Source organism: Streptomyces sp. CA-106110 (assembly GCF_050936285.1).
Taxonomy (GTDB): domain Bacteria; phylum Actinomycetota; class Actinomycetes; order Streptomycetales; family Streptomycetaceae; genus Streptomyces.
The window spans coordinates 7,101,784-7,115,916 of the sequence record NZ_JBNJNB010000001.1 but is presented as its reverse complement, the minus strand read 5'-3'; the positions used below and the strand labels follow the sequence as shown (position 1 = coordinate 7,115,916).

At 70.7% G+C, this 14,133-nt stretch carries 18 protein-coding genes and 2 pseudogenes; 14 read left to right on the top strand and 6 right to left on the bottom strand.

Annotation, left to right across the window (positions count from 1 at the left end):
- Nucleotides 1-10: 10 nt before the first annotated feature.
- From ACQEXA_RS32890 to ACQEXA_RS32880, 3 genes are all read left to right on the top strand, one after another.
- The gene (locus tag ACQEXA_RS32890) at nt 11-529 is read left to right on the top strand and encodes a hypothetical protein (protein WP_432929036.1); all 519 of its coding nucleotides are present in this window, start codon (nt 11-13) and stop codon (nt 527-529) included.
- Between the two features lie 90 nt (nt 530-619).
- Nucleotides 620-979 (top strand): hypothetical protein, encoded by a 360-nt coding sequence (locus ACQEXA_RS32885; RefSeq protein WP_432929035.1) that lies wholly within the window; start codon nt 620-622, stop codon nt 977-979.
- Nucleotides 980-1,355: 376 nt separating this feature from the next.
- Nucleotides 1,356-1,487 (top strand): hypothetical protein, encoded by a 132-nt coding sequence (locus tag ACQEXA_RS32880; protein ID WP_432929033.1) that lies wholly within the window; start codon nt 1,356-1,358, stop codon nt 1,485-1,487.
- A 207-nt stretch (nt 1,488-1,694) separates the two neighbouring features.
- On the opposite strand, the gene ACQEXA_RS32875 is transcribed toward ACQEXA_RS32880, so the two are convergent.
- The 3 genes and pseudogenes from ACQEXA_RS32875 to ACQEXA_RS32865 form a co-directional block, all read right to left on the bottom strand.
- On the bottom strand, nt 1,695-1,964 hold the full coding sequence (locus tag ACQEXA_RS32875) for a hypothetical protein (RefSeq protein WP_432929031.1): 270 nt from the start codon (nt 1,962-1,964) through the stop codon (nt 1,695-1,697).
- 126 nt (nt 1,965-2,090) lie between these two features.
- The gene (locus tag ACQEXA_RS32870; RefSeq protein ID WP_432929029.1) at nt 2,091-2,636 is read right to left on the bottom strand and encodes a DinB family protein; all 546 of its coding nucleotides are present in this window, start codon (nt 2,634-2,636) and stop codon (nt 2,091-2,093) included.
- 24 nt (nt 2,637-2,660) lie between these two features.
- Nucleotides 2,661-2,986, bottom strand: a pseudogene (locus tag ACQEXA_RS32865) (ArsR/SmtB family transcription factor).
- Nucleotides 2,987-3,238: 252 nt separating this feature from the next.
- Between ACQEXA_RS32865 and ACQEXA_RS32860 the strand changes: the two are divergent.
- From ACQEXA_RS32860 to ACQEXA_RS32835, 6 genes are all read left to right on the top strand, one after another.
- The gene (locus ACQEXA_RS32860) at nt 3,239-3,613 is read left to right on the top strand and encodes a BlaI/MecI/CopY family transcriptional regulator (protein ID WP_432929027.1); all 375 of its coding nucleotides are present in this window, start codon (nt 3,239-3,241) and stop codon (nt 3,611-3,613) included.
- Nucleotides 3,610-4,593, top strand: a complete 984-nt coding sequence (locus tag ACQEXA_RS32855; protein WP_432929025.1) for a M56 family metallopeptidase — start codon at nt 3,610-3,612, stop codon at nt 4,591-4,593. Before ACQEXA_RS32860 ends, ACQEXA_RS32855 begins: the two co-directional genes overlap by 4 nt.
- A 74-nt stretch (nt 4,594-4,667) precedes the next feature.
- A complete protein-coding gene (locus tag ACQEXA_RS32850) occupies nt 4,668-6,668 on the top strand; it encodes a copper resistance CopC/CopD family protein (protein WP_432929023.1) in 2,001 nt (666 codons plus the stop codon).
- A 28-nt stretch (nt 6,669-6,696) separates the two neighbouring features.
- Entirely contained in the window at nt 6,697-7,191 is a 495-nt protein-coding gene (locus ACQEXA_RS32845) for a hypothetical protein (RefSeq protein WP_432929021.1), read from the top strand.
- A 113-nt stretch (nt 7,192-7,304) separates the two neighbouring features.
- Complete coding sequence (locus tag ACQEXA_RS32840) at nt 7,305-8,003, top strand: DUF3105 domain-containing protein (protein WP_432929019.1); 699 nt, start codon at nt 7,305-7,307, stop codon at nt 8,001-8,003.
- Nucleotides 8,000-8,728, top strand: coding sequence for a DUF305 domain-containing protein (locus ACQEXA_RS32835; RefSeq protein WP_433131858.1), 729 nt, complete (start codon nt 8,000-8,002; stop codon nt 8,726-8,728). Before ACQEXA_RS32840 ends, ACQEXA_RS32835 begins: the two co-directional genes overlap by 4 nt.
- 165 nt (nt 8,729-8,893) lie before the next feature.
- Here the strand turns inward: ACQEXA_RS32835 and ACQEXA_RS32830 are convergent, their stop codons facing one another.
- Nucleotides 8,894-9,910, bottom strand: a complete 1,017-nt coding sequence (locus ACQEXA_RS32830) for a cation diffusion facilitator family transporter (RefSeq protein WP_432929016.1) — start codon at nt 9,908-9,910, stop codon at nt 8,894-8,896.
- A gap of 260 nt (nt 9,911-10,170) precedes the next feature.
- On the opposite strand from ACQEXA_RS32830, the gene ACQEXA_RS32825 reads away from it, so the two are divergent.
- The 4 genes from ACQEXA_RS32825 to ACQEXA_RS32810 all read left to right on the top strand — a co-directional run bounded on the left by ACQEXA_RS32825 (nt 10,171) and on the right by ACQEXA_RS32810 (nt 12,026).
- Nucleotides 10,171-10,590 carry a hypothetical protein gene (locus ACQEXA_RS32825; RefSeq protein ID WP_432929014.1) on the top strand — a complete coding sequence of 140 codons (420 nt, stop codon included), beginning with the start codon at nt 10,171-10,173 and terminating at the stop codon, nt 10,588-10,590.
- 78 nt (nt 10,591-10,668) lie between these two features.
- The gene (locus ACQEXA_RS32820; protein WP_432929012.1) at nt 10,669-10,854 is read left to right on the top strand and encodes a hypothetical protein; all 186 of its coding nucleotides are present in this window, start codon (nt 10,669-10,671) and stop codon (nt 10,852-10,854) included.
- A gap of 114 nt (nt 10,855-10,968) precedes the next feature.
- Nucleotides 10,969-11,304, top strand: coding sequence for an ArsR/SmtB family transcription factor (locus ACQEXA_RS32815; RefSeq protein ID WP_432939259.1), 336 nt, complete (start codon nt 10,969-10,971; stop codon nt 11,302-11,304).
- Nucleotides 11,304-12,026, top strand: a complete 723-nt coding sequence (locus ACQEXA_RS32810) for a cation transporter (RefSeq protein ID WP_432929010.1) — start codon at nt 11,304-11,306, stop codon at nt 12,024-12,026. Before ACQEXA_RS32815 ends, ACQEXA_RS32810 begins: the two co-directional genes overlap by 1 nt.
- Before the next feature lie 47 nt (nt 12,027-12,073).
- Here the strand turns inward: ACQEXA_RS32810 and ACQEXA_RS32805 are convergent.
- A pseudogene (locus ACQEXA_RS32805) lies at nt 12,074-12,508 on the bottom strand (Tn3 family transposase); the annotation flags it as partial.
- Nucleotides 12,509-13,266: 758 nt separating this feature from the next.
- On the opposite strand from ACQEXA_RS32805, the gene ACQEXA_RS32800 reads away from it, so the two are divergent.
- The gene (locus tag ACQEXA_RS32800; protein ID WP_432929006.1) at nt 13,267-13,512 is read left to right on the top strand and encodes an SHOCT domain-containing protein; all 246 of its coding nucleotides are present in this window, start codon (nt 13,267-13,269) and stop codon (nt 13,510-13,512) included.
- Nucleotides 13,513-13,552: 40 nt separating this feature from the next.
- On the opposite strand, the gene ACQEXA_RS32795 is transcribed toward ACQEXA_RS32800, so the two are convergent.
- The gene (locus ACQEXA_RS32795) at nt 13,553-14,086 is read right to left on the bottom strand and encodes a TlpA family protein disulfide reductase (protein ID WP_432939256.1); all 534 of its coding nucleotides are present in this window, start codon (nt 14,084-14,086) and stop codon (nt 13,553-13,555) included.
- Nucleotides 14,087-14,133 lie beyond the last annotated feature (47 nt).

Below are 14,133 nucleotides of genomic sequence, written 5' to 3'. Positions count from 1 at the left end.
AAATGCACGCATGCCACAGCCGCCCGCAAGGGTCGGTATCAACGCCGCCGCACCGTATCTGATCATGTGGCTGGCCGGGGTTCGCAACCTGAATCTCGACCGGCACTGCCTGGAAACGTTAGGCTGGTCCGACCGCTACCCGCTCAACCCGAGGGCGCCCCGCCAAAGCGTCACGCTGCCGGCGGAGAACCCGCCGCCGGCCTGGTACCTGTGTGCCCTTCCCCACCCGTGTGACTGGTCGAAGAACGCGCACCTGGCCTTCGAGTACGTCGAAGGACACCAGTGGGAAGGTCCCGCCCTCGTGCGGGGCCTCACGGTGACCCTCGAAAACGCCCGCCCCATCACCGGATGGGGGGAGCACTCGATACCCGCCGACGCCGCCCGGCGGGGCCAGTGGAAGTACCGGACCTGCCGCAACTGGCAGTTCGCGTGGTGGCTGCGCACCAACCGCAACGTCCCCGACGCGCCGCCGTCCACCTGGCGGCCGCCGGACGATCCTGACGCGCCCCAGCAGCTGAGCTTCCTGTAGCGGCAGGGCCCGGCGACCAAGCCAGGTCGCCAGGCCACCGTGCCTCACCCCTGCTGCCCCGGCCGGGCCGCAGGGCGTACCGTCGAACATGTGAGCGAGAGCAGCGACATCCCCGAGCCGACACCGGCCCGTCCGTGGCGCCGCGAGGACGGGCCCGAGCCGAAGGTCACCGTCTACCCGCGGGTCGGCGGACCGGTGCTCGAGGTTTTCTCGCACGGGGCGTGGCGGTGGGCGCCCGTCGCAGCACGCCAGGACTGGGCTGATGGCCGGGTGTTCTACCAGGTGTCGGTGGACTTGGCCGGTACGATCTCGATCACGATGCGCAGCTACGAGTGGCCGCAGCCAGGCCTACGGGTAGCGGAGCGCCTCACCGCAACAACCAGCGGGGACGGGTGGCCCACTCCTCGCCCCCGCCGCCCCCGACCCGATTCGTACTCCCGCCGCAGATGATGATGTTGCGGTGGGCCGCTGCTTGGCGACGGCAGTTCGGATCGTGCCGCCGTACCGAGCTGCCATGGAGGGGATGTGACCTCATTGTGAGGCACGCAAGTGGACGGCCTCACGGAGGTGTTGTGTGTGTAACCGTCTGCCGTCACCCGTGACACTCCAGTCGCGCCAGCCGCTGAGGAGAGTGACCCTGCGCGGGGTCAGGCGCCTGCACTCCAGGGGGAGGCTCGTGGGCGCCGACGTGCAGGGGCAGGCTCGGTTCCCCCCGTGCTGAGTCTGCCCCCGCTCCAAAAGCTGGCCTGGGTGCACCACACGTGGCAGGGCGCCTAGGCCTTCAACGTTGCGGAGTGCCCGCCTACACCGACGGGCGGTCAGTCGGATGAGGCGCACCTGCCGCAACTGGCAGTTCGCGTGGTGGCTGCGAGCCAACCGGAACGCACCCGACGCACCGTCCCCTGCCCAGCTGCCGCCGCCCGACCCGGACGCACCCAAGCAGCTGACCTTCCTGTAGCGGCAATGGCCCGGGCGCACTGTCGAACGCGCGAGCGGCAGCAGCGACCCCATCCCTGAGCCGGTACCGGTCCGTCCGTGGCGCTCGTCGGACGGGCCGGAGCCGAGAGTCACGACGTGCCCGCTGGTCGGCGGCCCCGTGCACAATGCGTAGTCGCCGGTACGTGGCGATGGGCACCCGTCGCACGATTCCCCTGCCGCAACGACGTCATACACTGCGGCCCAGATCGAGGTCGGCGAGACGGCCCGAAACCGGCAGGCCGAGCAGTTCGCGGGCCAGCGCGTCGACCCGCCCGGCCAGCGCGTCGCACACCGAGCGTGCGCTCTCGACGTCAAGGCCGGACAGATCCGCCAGGTCCCAGTCCACATAGCGCCGACCGGGCAACACGGCGCAGGCGTCGCCGCATCCCAACGTGACGACCACGTCCGCGGCCGCCACGACCTCGGAAGTGACAGGCTTGAGGAACTCGTCGACCAAGCGGAGACCCTTGCTCGGCAAGCAACTTCCGCACGAACGGGCGATATCGCAGCCCGGGTCGAACCCGGACGGACGGGCGCACCGAGGAACTGCCGTAAGACGCGCTCATCGTTGGCGCAGACGCGTCTACGGCCGGCGGCCACTGCCAAGGGTGAGCTGCCGGCGGTGAAAGTCGAAGTGCTGGGTCGGGTAGCGGTAGAGGTCCCCGGCGGTCATGAAGTCGCGAAAGAAGGGGTCCCACCGTTCGGGGTAGTGCATGCCGAGCGCGAGACCCGCCTCGCGCTCGGCGTCGAGTCGACGGTGCAAGGAGACGATGACGCGGTCGAATGTCACTCCCATCCGGCGGCGCCCGAAGACCTTGGCGCCGCCAAGCGGTCCCAGGTAGTTGACGACGTGGAAAGGCCTGGCCGCGGCGTTCAAGAGACGAGCGAAGCCGCGGCTGGCCCCACGAGGAAGGCGTGAGAAGACCCGCATCAGGAACAACAGGGGCAGCATCAGGATGTAGCCGAACAGCATGTGGAAAAGCAGCTGTTCATTGGTCCACCGGGTGCCGTCGGTGCGCTTGCCCAGGTCGGCCTTCGTTGCCGTGTCCAAGAGGGCGTGGAACTCCGTGCGGGCGCGCTCCAACTCGGCGTGAATCGCCTGCCGGTCGATCCGACTCGCGCTCTCCATGGCCTGTCCCCCTCGCCCGGCAGCTCATTCGGCGCGTGCCAGGAATTGCCCCATCGCCACCACCAACGACGGCTCCACCGGGTAGTAAACCCATGTGCCGCACCGCTCGGAAGTCAGCAGCCCGGCATGCTTGAGCTACTTCATGTGGTGGGAGACGGTGGGCTGTGAGACGCCGACGTCGGAGATGTCGCAAACGCATGCCTCGCCGCTTTCGTGCTTTCGTGCGAGATGACCAGTGGGAAGAGCCGCAGGCGCACCGGGCCGCCGAGCGCCTTGGGCATGCGGGCGGTCCGCTCGGCCTCCTCGGCGGTCAGCGGCCGCTCGCCCAGTGGCGGGCAGCACGGCACCACGGACTCGGGAGCCTCAGGCGGCAGCGGTAGGCCCTAGGGATTCGATATACATCTATGTTCACGTATGTCGAACTAATGTGCGAGTAGCCGGGAAAGGCCGATGTGCGCGATAGGCCGTCCGACGGGCAGGGCCATGTGCACCTGGTCGAGGCGACTCCATGAAACCTTGCGCGCACGTGACGCTATTGGACGGTGCCCTCGGGGCGGCAAGTACCATGCTGCTTAGGTTTTCGTGGACGGAGGCGGCCGGGAATGCGGGGATTCGGCGAACTGGAGCAGGCGATCATGGATGTCGTCTGGGCCGTGGACGCGCCGGTGACGGTGCGCGAGGTGCTGGAGCAGCTGAATGGTGAGCGTCCGCAGGCGCTGGCGTACAACACGGTGCACACCGTCACGGAGATCCTGCACCGCAAGGGCTGGCTGTCCCGTGCCAAGGACGGCCGGGCCTTCCGCTACGAGGCGACGAAGAGTCGTGAGGAGTACGCGGCCTCGCTGATCGACCAGGTGTGGGCGACCGGCGCGGACCGCACCGCGACCCTGGTGAAGCTGTTCGACGAGATGGACGCCGACGAGGTCGCCGAGCTGCGGGCCGCGCTCGCCGCCCGGGGTGAAGGGGGCCAGGCATGAGGGTCGCCGTCCTGCTCCTCGGGTACGCCGCGGTGCTGGGCGTGCTTGGTCCGGCGTGGCTCGCCCGCGCCTCTTGGACGTCCCGGGCGCCGCGGCTGGGTATCTGGGCCTGGCAGGCGTTGACGGCTACCGTCGTCGTTTCCGTCGCGCTGGCCGGGCTCGCCGTGGCGGTGCCGACCGTGCCGGTCAGTGGGAACCTCGCCGAGATGCTGCAGGCGTGTGTGATGGCGCTGCGGGCGCAGTACGCGGCTCCGGGCGGGGCGGCTGTAGCGGCGAGCGGCACCGTGCTGGCGCTGGCCCTGGTGGGCCGGATCGGCGGATGCCTGGCCGCCGCCCTGGTGCGGGCGCGGCGGGAGCGTACCCGGCATGCCGAGGTGCTGACGCTGGTGGGCAGGCGCCGGACCGATCTTGGGATCACGGTGCTGGACGACGACCGTCCGGCGGCGTATTGCCTGCCCGGCCGCGGTCACCGGGTCGTGTTGACCACGGCGGCGCTGGCGGCGCTGGAGCCGCGCGCCCTGGACGTCGTGATCGCGCATGAGCGGGCGCATATCCGGCAGCGGCATCACCTGGTGCTGGCGTATGCCGAGGCGCTGGAGCGGGCCTTCCCTCGGGTGGCGCTGTTCCGTACGGCCGCGGGTGAGACGCGGCGGCTGGTGGAGATGGCCGCCGATGATGAGGCGACGGCGCGTTCGGGTGCGCTGACTCTGGCCGGGGCACTGGTGGACCTGGCGGGGGCGGGGGCACCGGCAGCTGCCCTGGCCGCTACCGGCGGGCACGTGGCCGGACGGGTGCGGCGGCTGCTCGGTCCGCAGCGGCCCCTGCACCGTGCGGCTGTCTGGGCCGGTGGGCTGATGGTGGCCGCCGTGCTGACCCTCCCGCTGGCCCTGGCTGCCGAACCTGCGGTGGCGGCGATCGGTATGAACGCGTGTCCCCTGTCGGAGGTCCCCGTCGCCGGGACCGCGCAGATGTCCGGCTGAGCCCACCGCGCTGGTCCTGGTACCGGGGCTGGTAGGTTGACCGCACGATCTCCTAGTGCACTTAGGTAATTGGGATGTGTGGTGTACGGGCCCGCTGGGCCACTCGTCTGCTGGCTACCGTGCTGCTGGCCCTTGCCGGACTGCTGTCCGCGACCGCATCGGCGCAGGCTCATGCCGTGCTGCTGTTCGCCTCTCCGGCCATCGAGGGGGCCGTTCCGACGGCGCCCAAGGAGATCTCCCTCGTCTTCGACGAGCCGGTGCAGCCGAGTGGGGCCAGGACGCTTCAGGTGTCCGCATCGGGCGGGAAGCCGGTGGCACTGGGTGCGGTCGGACGCAGCGAGGGCGGCAAGCAACTGACGGCGCCGGTCCGCTCGGCGGTGGGGCCCGGCGTGTACACGGTGTCCTGGCAGGCGGTCGCGCCGGACGGCGACGTGATGAGCGGCACCTACCAGTTCGCGGTGGGGTCCACCACGGCCGGGCTGGCGGCCGCTGGATCCTCGGGCGGACAGCAGGCAGCCGGGGCTCCGGCGACCGCTGTGCTGCGCTGGGTTCTGTTCGCGGCGTTCGCGTTGACGCTCGGCTCGCTGGTCGGTGAGTGGCTGGCTGCCCGACGGCGCGCTCCGGAGGGGGCTGCCGCGGTCCGAACCTGCACCCTGCCCGGCGCCGCGGCGGGCCTGGTGGCCTCGATCGGACTGGCGCTGCTGATCGCCGGTGGCGGCAGCCTGGTGCGCGGGATCACCTCGCCTTCTGCCTCCGCTCTCTTCGGCGGGCGGCCCGGTGTCCTGGCGTTGGTCGAGATCGCCGGCTGGCTCGGTTTCCTGATTGCCCTGCGGCTGAAACAGCAGTGGGTGGCGGTCGTCGCACTGTTCGCGGCGGTGGTGGCAGAGGGGCTGCGGGCGCATCCTGCGGCCGAGTCCGCGGTGTGGGGGCCGGTGCTGACCACGGTCCATCTGACGGCGGCGGCGGTGTGGGTCGGCGCGCTCGTGCATGTGCTGCGCGTGGGCTGGGCCTGGCGGTGGGCGCCGCCGGCACGGGCGGTGCTGCGTGCCTATGCCCGCATCGCGTTGGCGCTGGTGATCGTCGTGCTGCTGACCGGCACGCTGTCCGGCCTGCTGCTGGTCTCCCCGCTGAAGCTGTGGGACACGGACTTCGGGCGGCTGCTCGTGGTCAAGCTCGCCTTGGTGGCGGGCGTGTGCGGGCTGGCGTTGGCCGCCCGATGGCGGCTCGCGCGCAGTGCGCCGCATCGGCTGGCCGGTGTCGAGGCGTCCGCGCTGGTGGCGGTACTGGGTGTCACCGCGTGGCTCGGGGTGACCCAGCCGCCCAGGGACGCCAACGCGGCCCTGCCTTTCGCGCCGCCGCCGAGCGGGAACGCGATCACCGTGGGCGGGCGGGCCGACCAGATCGGCATCGCAGCCACCGCCAGCCAGGGCCAGGTCGTGGTGCGGCTGACCGCCCCGGACACCGATCTCGACAACGGCGGTACGTCAGGCCTGTCGTACGAGGCTGGCCTGACCCTGACCACGCCCGGGGGCAGCAGCCGTGCGGTGGCCGTGCGCGGCTGCGGTGAGGGCTGCTTCTACGCGCCGGTGACCTGGCACAAGGGCCTCAACCTGCTCACCGTGCGGGCGGCCGCCGACGGCTGGGGCGGCGGCCGGGACACCCTACGGGTGATGTGGCCGGTGCGTCCGGACGCGGACCTGCTGCAGCGCACCGTGAAGGCGATGCGCGCCGTGGGCACGTTCACGCTGCACGAGCAGGTCGCCAGCGACACCGCCCGCACCGCGGTCGCCCCGACCCAGCTGCAGGTCACAGGCAATCAGTTCGTCGACTCCGAGCCGTACGCCAAGGGAACCGCGCCGCTCAGCTCTCGCTTCACCGACGCGGAGGGCAACACCGTTCTCGCCCTCGGTTTCCCCGGCGAACGCCTCGCCCTGGAACTTACGCTGGACGGACAAGACCGTGTCGTGCGGGAGACCCTCGTCGCCCCCAACCATTTCATCCGCCGCAGCTTCACCTATCCCGAACCGGAGGGCGACCACGCGGACGGGCACGGCGCAGAGACCGGCGGCCGGTGACGAGAACGGGACGAGCAGGATGGTCAGGGTGACACGAGCAGCCCGCCGGGCACTCCGGCGCGGTCCGCGGCGCCCTGCGCACGCCCTGTTCGCCCTGCTGCTGGCGGTCCTCACCACGAGCGCCGTCGCCTGCGGCCTGACGATTGTGTCCGGGCCGTCCTCCTCCATGGCAACCATGGACCACGCCGCCATGGTCGGGCACGTCCGGCCCGCGATGGCCATGGAGAGTGACGGGCCCGGTAGCTGCCTTTCGGCTGCCGGTAGTCCGCGTCAGGATGTCCATTCGTCCGGCGACTGCGATGCGGCCCACTGCGCCCAGGTGTCCGGTCAGCCGCACTCGTCCTGTTGTGACAGCCCCGGCCAGAACGGCGTCACCACTACCTCGCCCGTGATGGCGCCGTCGGCGGTCCCGGGCCTGGACACGTGGTATCTGCCGGCCGCGTTCTTGTCGCACCGCCCCAGTGCCGCCGGCAGCGGACCGGGGCCTCCTGACCCGCACATGCTGCAACTGCTGCGCATCTAGAAGCCATCGGCCGACGCCCGCGCCCAGCGCGCCAGAGCTTCGGCATTCCGGGCTTTCCGACCACACAGCGCAGCACCGCCGTGCCCCAAGACGGCGGGGACAAGGACACTCCCATGGCATCCGCCAACTCCAAGAACACGAACCCCGGCAACGGCAAGAACACGAACAAGCCCACGGGCAACAAGCCCTCGGGCAAGGAAAGGGCCGAGGCCCGCCGTGCCCGGATAGAGGAACAGCGCCGGACCGAACGCGCCCGTGAGCGGCGTATCCGGATCATCACCATCGTGGCTTCCACGGCGATACTGGCCGGGCTGGTGGGCGGCGGCTGGTACCTGATCGACCAGGCCAACAACAAGGAGAAGGCCAAGGCAGCCCCCATCGCCGGCGAGAAGACCTGGTCGAACCTGAGCCGCAACCACGTCACCACCAAGGTCAACTACCCGATGACCCCGCCGGTCGGCGGCAATCACGCCCCGGTCTGGCAGGACTGCAACGGCAACGTCTACACCCACGAGCTCCAGAACGAGAACGCCGTGCACTCCCTGGAGCATGGCTCCGTCTGGGTCACCTACAACGACAAGGCCACGCAGGCCGACGTGAAAACCCTCGCGGCGAAAGTGGCCAAGACGCCGTACACCCTGATGAGCCCCTACAAGACCGAGTCGTCGCCGATCACGCTGTCGGCCTGGGGGCACCAGCTGAACGTGAACACCGCGTCCGACCCGCGCGTGAACGAGTTCTTCGACAAGTACGTCCAGGGACCGCAGACGCCTGAGCCGGGAGCTGCCTGCACCGGCGGGAAGTCCTCATGAGCACGTCCGACCTCGACACGGACGAGGTGCAGGTTGACGAGGCGTCCCTGGAGGGGCGGCGCAGCACGCGGAGGCTGTCACGCCTCCTGATCGGCGGTTCCCTGGCCACGGTGCTGGCCGTCGTGGCCGTGGTCGCGGTGCTGCTGCGGCCGGCCGGCAACAGCACCGAAGCCGTCCCGACGCAGGACTCGGTGGACGCCGGCTTCGCCCGCGACATGGCCATCCACCACCAGCAGGCGGTGGAGCTGTCGTTCATCGTGCGCGACCGCACCGGCGACGAGGACGTGCGGCGTCTGGCATACGACGTCATCAACACCCAAGCCAACCAGCGCGGCATGCTGCTGGGCTGGCTGGACGTCTGGGGACTGCCGAAGTCCTCGCAGGAGCCGCCCATGTCCTGGATGGGCCACGACATGAGCGGCATGAAGGGGATGGCGGGCATGAACGGCATGGACTACATGCCGCACGACGGCTCCCTCATGCCTGGTATGGCCACCAACACCCAGATGGATCAGCTACGCAACGCCACGGGCAAGACCGCGGAGATCCTGTATCTACGGCTGCTGACCGCGCATCACATGGGCGGCATCGCCATGTCCGAGGCAGCGGCCGAGATGGCGAAGACCGAACAAGTGCGGCGGCTGGCCCAGGGCATGGTGGACAGCCAGAGGGCGGAGATCAAGGTGATGGCGGACATGCTCAAGCAGCGCGGCGCGACCGCGTGACCGCAGCCGCGTTCCCGGCGAGCACGCCGGGACTGCGCGAGCAGTCGGGCGAGGTGCTGACCTGTTGGGCGCAGGCAGGCAGCCGAGCGTGCGGGCTGCCTGCCTGGACCGCCTTTCCCGTCCGCCTACCGTCCCCGGTGCGTCGACGGATCGGTGGCTGTCCGGTCAGTGGTCGTGGGGTCGGGAGGTGTGGACGGGCCCGTGGGCGTCCTCGCAGTGTCCGTCTCCGGTCGCGGTGCCCTCGCCGGTGATCAGCGCCGGGTCCGCAGTGAGGTGCCCGGCGTGGTCGACCTGCAAGGTGGCGTGACTGATGCGGTACTCGGCTGCCAGGAGCTGCTGGAGGTCGCGGCGTACCTGGTGGCAGTCGCTGCCGGGGCTGACCAGAACGTGCGCGGACAGGGCGTTCTGCCCCGAGGTGATCTGCCAGACGTGCAGGTCGTGGATTTCGACGACGGCGTCCTGACCGGCGAGGCGGTCACCGAGGGCGTCGGGATCGACGCCTGCGGGGGCGGCTTCCAGGAAGACCCGGGCGGAGTCGCGGACCAGGCCGTAGCCGGCTTTCAGCATGAGGACGACGACCAACAGGGAGGCGATGGCGTCGGCGCGGGCGAAGCCGGTGGTCAGCACGATCGCACCGGCGATCGCGGTGGCGATGAATCCGAACAGGTCGGTCAGGATGTGCTGGTAGGCGCCCTCGACGTTCATGCTGGTGCGGTTGGCCTTCGAGATCGCCCAGGTCGCCGCCAGGTTGACCGCGACCCCGACCAGGGCTGTGGCCAGCACCAGGCCACCGGTGACATCGAGCGGTGAGATCAGCCGGTGGACGGACTCATACGCCAGCCACACCGACAGCAGCAGCAGGGTCAGGCCGTTGGCCTGCGCGGAGAGGATCTCCACCCGCTTGAGCCCGTAGGTGTACATACCCCTGGCGGGCCGGGCCGCCAGCTTCATCGCCACCAGGGCCAGCACGATCGAGGCCACGTCGGTGAGCATGTGCGCGGCGTCCGAGATCAGCGCGAGCGAGTTGGCAATCCCGCCGACGATGACCTCGGCGAACATGAACACCGCGATGAGGGTCAGCGCTATCGTCAGCCAGCGCCGGTCAGCGTCCGCTGAGATCCCGTGTGCATGCCCGGAGTGGCCACCCGCGCTCTCGTCGTGCTCGTGGTCGTGTTCGGACAATCGGTCACCCCGTGGAATCGGCCGCGCTGAAGTGCGGCGAGAGCGTCAAGTGAACCGCGCCCCGGTGGCATTCTCCAAAGGCTGCATTGGGGATCGTTACCACTTCCACCTGCGGTGATACCGAAAATCATTACGCGCCCGAACGGGTGAGAGCAGCCCTCGTTCGGGTGGCTTCGCTCGCACGGCGCAGCCAGCCAGCCTGATCATGCCGGAGGCGGCACCCATCTCATGGCACTCACGGGCGGGAGGCGAGCACGCGGATGTCCACGCAGTCCTCCTCTCCGATCCGGGCAGTGGCCGCCAGCCTGCTGCTGACCCTGGTCACGCTGCTGCACGCACTGCTCACCCCCGCCCAGTCCCACCTGGTCGCCGAGGACCCCGGCTGCCCCCACCTGCGGCCGGCAGCCGCGGTGGCCGCAAGCCTCGGGGGCGCGCGCCTGTGCCCGCCGCCGGCCGTTTCTGCGACGGTGCCGGACGGCCGGACCCACCCTGAACATGACCCGCGGGCCCGCGCCTGCCCGGACACGGGCGCCACCCGCGGCCAGTGCCACCCGCCCGTCCCGGCCGCCACGGCAGCCGACTTCGCCACGCCGCCTCGCAGCGGCCGGCCGACGGCGGTCGCGCCGCCCGCCGACCCTGGGATGCCGCCCGCCCCGCTGCTCCAGATCCTGCGCTGCTGACCGGGCCCGGCCGCGATCGCATCAGAACCGGTCGCCGCCCTCTCGCCGAGCCCCACACGCCACTACCGCAGGAGAGCCATGCCCAGCGACCCCTACCAGGTCATCGCCGCGCTCGTACGAGCCGAGGCCGCGCAATCCCGACCCGCTCCCACCGCTCCGGCACGCCAGGTGCGCAGTGCGCCGCCCGAACCGGTTCCCGCCGGCAGCCGTCCCGCCGCGGTGCCGGCCCTGCTGCGCTGGATCCGGCGCAGCACCTCGGCGTAGGACACCGGTGCGCCGGCCAGCCCAACCGGCTGGCGCACCGGCCTGCCCCCGCGAAAGCCGCGACCCGTCAATCCACGGTTACGTGAATTCATGACTTCATGTACTGTCGTGGCTGTGCTGACGATCGCCCCTGACATCGAGGTGCTGGCTCGTTTCGGCCGCGCGCTCGCCGACCCGGTCCGCTGCCGGATCCTCCTGACGCTGCGGCAGGCCCCCGCCCACCCGGCCGACCTCGCCGACTCGCTCGGCGTCTCCCGTACCCGGCTGTCCAACCACCTCGCCTGCCTGCGCGATTGCGGACTGGTCGTCGGCGTGCCCGTCGGCCGGCGCACCCGCTACGAGCTGGCCGACGAACGCCTCGGCCACGCCCTGGACGACCTGCGCAACGCCGTGGTCGCCGTCGAGAACGACCGCACCTGCCCCGACGCGGCGACAAAGGGCTGCTGCTGATGGCCGTCGACGTGCAGATGAGGCTCGGGCCCTCGCCTGCCCGCCGCGAGGCGCTCGCCCGGCGGGTGAGGATGCTGGTGGCCGCGACGATCACCTACAACGTCGTTGAGGCGGTCGTCGCGATCACCGCCGGAACGGCCGCATCCTCCACCGCCCTGGTCGGCTTCGGCTTGGACTCGGTCATCGAGGTCTCCTCGGCCGCGGCGGTCGCCTGGCAGTTCTCCGCCCGCGACCACGCCGTGCGCGAGGCTCGTGAGAAGACAACGCTGCGGATCATCTCCCTGTCCTTCTTCCTGCTGGCCGCCTACGTCGGCATCGACTCCGTGCGCGCCCTGACCGGCACGGGAGCAGCAGACCACTCGGTACCCGGCATCGTCCTGGCCGCGCTGTCGCTGGCCATCATGCCGTTCCTGTCGCGGGCCCAACGCAAGGCCGGGCGCGAACTCGGCTCCGCCAGCGCGGTCGCCGACTCCAAGCAGACGCTGCTGTGCACTTACCTGTCCGCCGTCCTGCTCGCCGGACTGCTGGCCAACCTCGCCCTGGGCTGGTCCTGGGCCGACCCGATCGCCGCCCTGGTCATCGCTGTCATCGCCGTCAAGGAAGGCCGCGACGCCTGGCAGGGCAAAGGCTGCTGCGCACCCACCGCTTCCTCCACCCCGGTCACGGCCGACACCGCAGCCGACGCCTGCGGCTGCCGCCCCGGCTGCGACTGCTGCAACTGACCGCCCGCACACACCGAGGGCCCCTGCGACGACCGACGCGGGGGCCCTCAGTCCTCGGCGTCCTCGACAGCGGCGGGGTCCCGGAAGGGGCGCAGCCCCTGGCCGGGGCCACTGGCCTTGATGTTGAACAGGTAGCGGCCCAAGAAGTTGATGTGCCGGTCCTTGAGCGGGGAGAGGCGGGCGACGGCCGCGTCCTTGATGTCGTGGCCTTCAGCGCGGAGCCGGGTGACGGCCGCGTCCAGGTAGCGGGTGTTCCACAGCACCAAGGCGTTGAGGACCAGGCCGAGCGCGGCGAGCTGGTCCTCTTGGCCTTCGCGGTACGCCTGGCGGATCTGGCCCCGGCCGCCGTGGCAGATCGCGAGGGCGAGCCGACGGCGGGACTCCTGCACGGTGAGCTGCCGGTTCATCAGCCGCCGGTAAGTGTCGTCGACCGGGTCGACCAGGGCGAGCAGGTGCATGGTCTTGTCGATGCGCCCGTACTCGGTGCCCCTTTGACCTGCCCCGCAAGCCTCCTCAAGCCCTGGGCGGGAGAATGGGAGGAGCGGAAGGAGGTATCTCCCATGAGGCGACGGATCCTCGCCCGCGCCGGCGTTCTCGCCGCAAGCGCCATCACGGCCAGCATCGGAATCGCGGGCCTCACATCGGCCCAGGCCGTACCACAGCCGCCCACCCCCACCACAGCCGCGGCGGCCCACGCCGACGTACACATGACCCACTGCACCTGCTGCAAGCCGGACTGCGCCAAGTGCTGTCCGCCCAACTGCTGCGGCACAGCGGGGTGCCAGCGCATGTGCGCAGCCATGACAGCAGGGAGCACGACGAGCTGCGGCTGCTGCAGCGGCATGTAATCCCTACCTGGCTCACAGGTCAGCCGCCCGCTTCCGGGGCCTCGGCAGCACGACCACCGAGGCCCTGTTGTGCGGAACGTCCGGGTCAGTCCGCGGCGTGGGCGGCTGCTTCGAGGGCCTGCCGGAGCTGGTCGGCATCGGGTGCCCCAGCGGGTAGATCCGGCAAGAGAGCGACGGGGTGGCGCCGGGCTCGGTGAACGGGGCGCGGCCGCCGATGAGGATCGTCGGGGAGCCGGCGAGGCCGGACCGTTTCACCATGGACCGCGCTGGCGCTTCGACTTCGTCGTCAACGGCCGCACCCTGCCGAACGCCCCGTGCGTCATCGGCGTCGCCCGCAAGCCCGCGCCCGCGACACCCGCGTCGGAGGCTGGCGCGGACACCGAGGAGTGACCATGTGTGACGCGTACTTCGCGACCGGGGCGCTGGCCGCGCTCAGTGTGCTGCTTCTCCTGGCGGTCCTGGCCGCAGGTCTCAGCCTGCGCACCGTACGGGCGTCGCTGCCCCGTACCTCGAGTGCGCCGCCGCGGCCGCTCGAGCCGCAGCACCACGCTGTGGAGATCCTCAAGGACAGCTACGCCCGCGGTGAGATCGACCACGACGAATTCAGTCGCCGCCTGGACGCCCTGCTCACGCCCTGAGAGATACAGTGCCGGTCTGCCGGCTACCTGACCCGAGTTGTCACGGCTTCTCGGCCGCGATCCCCTGGATGATGGGCAGGAACGCCCGAGCGGTCAGCGGGCCGATGGAGATGGCGGCCACCTTCCCGGCACGGTCCAGGACGTACGTGGTGGGCACGGCCCTCGGCGCCATCGCCTTGAACCCCAGCATCGACCGGCTGTCGGGGTCGAAGATGCTCGGATAGGTGATGCCGTAGTCCCGCTCGAAGGCGACGGCGGCGGTCTTGCTGTCGCGGATGTCGACGCCCAGGAACTCTACACCGAGGGCCTTGGTGGTCTTGGCCAGGCGGGCCAGTTCGGGGGCCTCCTGGCGGCACGGCGCGCACCAGGAACCCCAGACGTTGATGACCACGACGCTGCCACGCATGCGCGCGATGTCGGCGTGCTCACCGTCCAGGAGGGTGCCCTTGAGGGTGGGGGTGAAGGCGCGTTGGCCGGGCTCGAAATACTTCGACGTACTGCCCTTGGTAGCGCCGAGTCCGGTGCCGGCGCTGTCCTTCTTCGTGCTGCCCTGGAGATCGCCGCAGGCGGTCAGGGTGCCGGTCGTCAGGGCCAGCAGGGCGGTCAGGGTGGTGCGCCGGG

Excerpts from the sequence above, each read along its gene's own strand:
- ACQEXA_RS32890 (WP_432929036.1), top strand. The coding sequence starts at position 11 with ATGCCACAGCCGCCCGCAAGGGTCGGTATCAACGCCGCCGCACCGTAT.
- ACQEXA_RS32880 (WP_432929033.1), top strand. The coding sequence starts at position 1,356 with ATGAGGCGCACCTGCCGCAACTGGCAGTTCGCGTGGTGGCTGCGAGCC.
- ACQEXA_RS32870 (WP_432929029.1), bottom strand. The coding sequence starts at position 2,636 with ATGGAGAGCGCGAGTCGGATCGACCGGCAGGCGATTCACGCCGAGTTG.
- ACQEXA_RS32860 (WP_432929027.1), top strand. The coding sequence starts at position 3,239 with ATGCGGGGATTCGGCGAACTGGAGCAGGCGATCATGGATGTCGTCTGG.
- ACQEXA_RS32855 (WP_432929025.1), top strand. The coding sequence starts at position 3,610 with ATGAGGGTCGCCGTCCTGCTCCTCGGGTACGCCGCGGTGCTGGGCGTG.
- ACQEXA_RS32850 (WP_432929023.1), top strand. The coding sequence starts at position 4,668 with ATGTGTGGTGTACGGGCCCGCTGGGCCACTCGTCTGCTGGCTACCGTG.
- ACQEXA_RS32840 (WP_432929019.1), top strand. The coding sequence starts at position 7,305 with ATGGCATCCGCCAACTCCAAGAACACGAACCCCGGCAACGGCAAGAAC.
- ACQEXA_RS32835 (WP_433131858.1), top strand. The coding sequence starts at position 8,000 with ATGAGCACGTCCGACCTCGACACGGACGAGGTGCAGGTTGACGAGGCG.
- ACQEXA_RS32825 (WP_432929014.1), top strand. The coding sequence starts at position 10,171 with ATGTCCACGCAGTCCTCCTCTCCGATCCGGGCAGTGGCCGCCAGCCTG.
- ACQEXA_RS32820 (WP_432929012.1), top strand. The coding sequence starts at position 10,669 with ATGCCCAGCGACCCCTACCAGGTCATCGCCGCGCTCGTACGAGCCGAG.
- ACQEXA_RS32810 (WP_432929010.1), top strand. The coding sequence starts at position 11,304 with ATGGCCGTCGACGTGCAGATGAGGCTCGGGCCCTCGCCTGCCCGCCGC.
- ACQEXA_RS32800 (WP_432929006.1), top strand. The coding sequence starts at position 13,267 with ATGTGTGACGCGTACTTCGCGACCGGGGCGCTGGCCGCGCTCAGTGTG.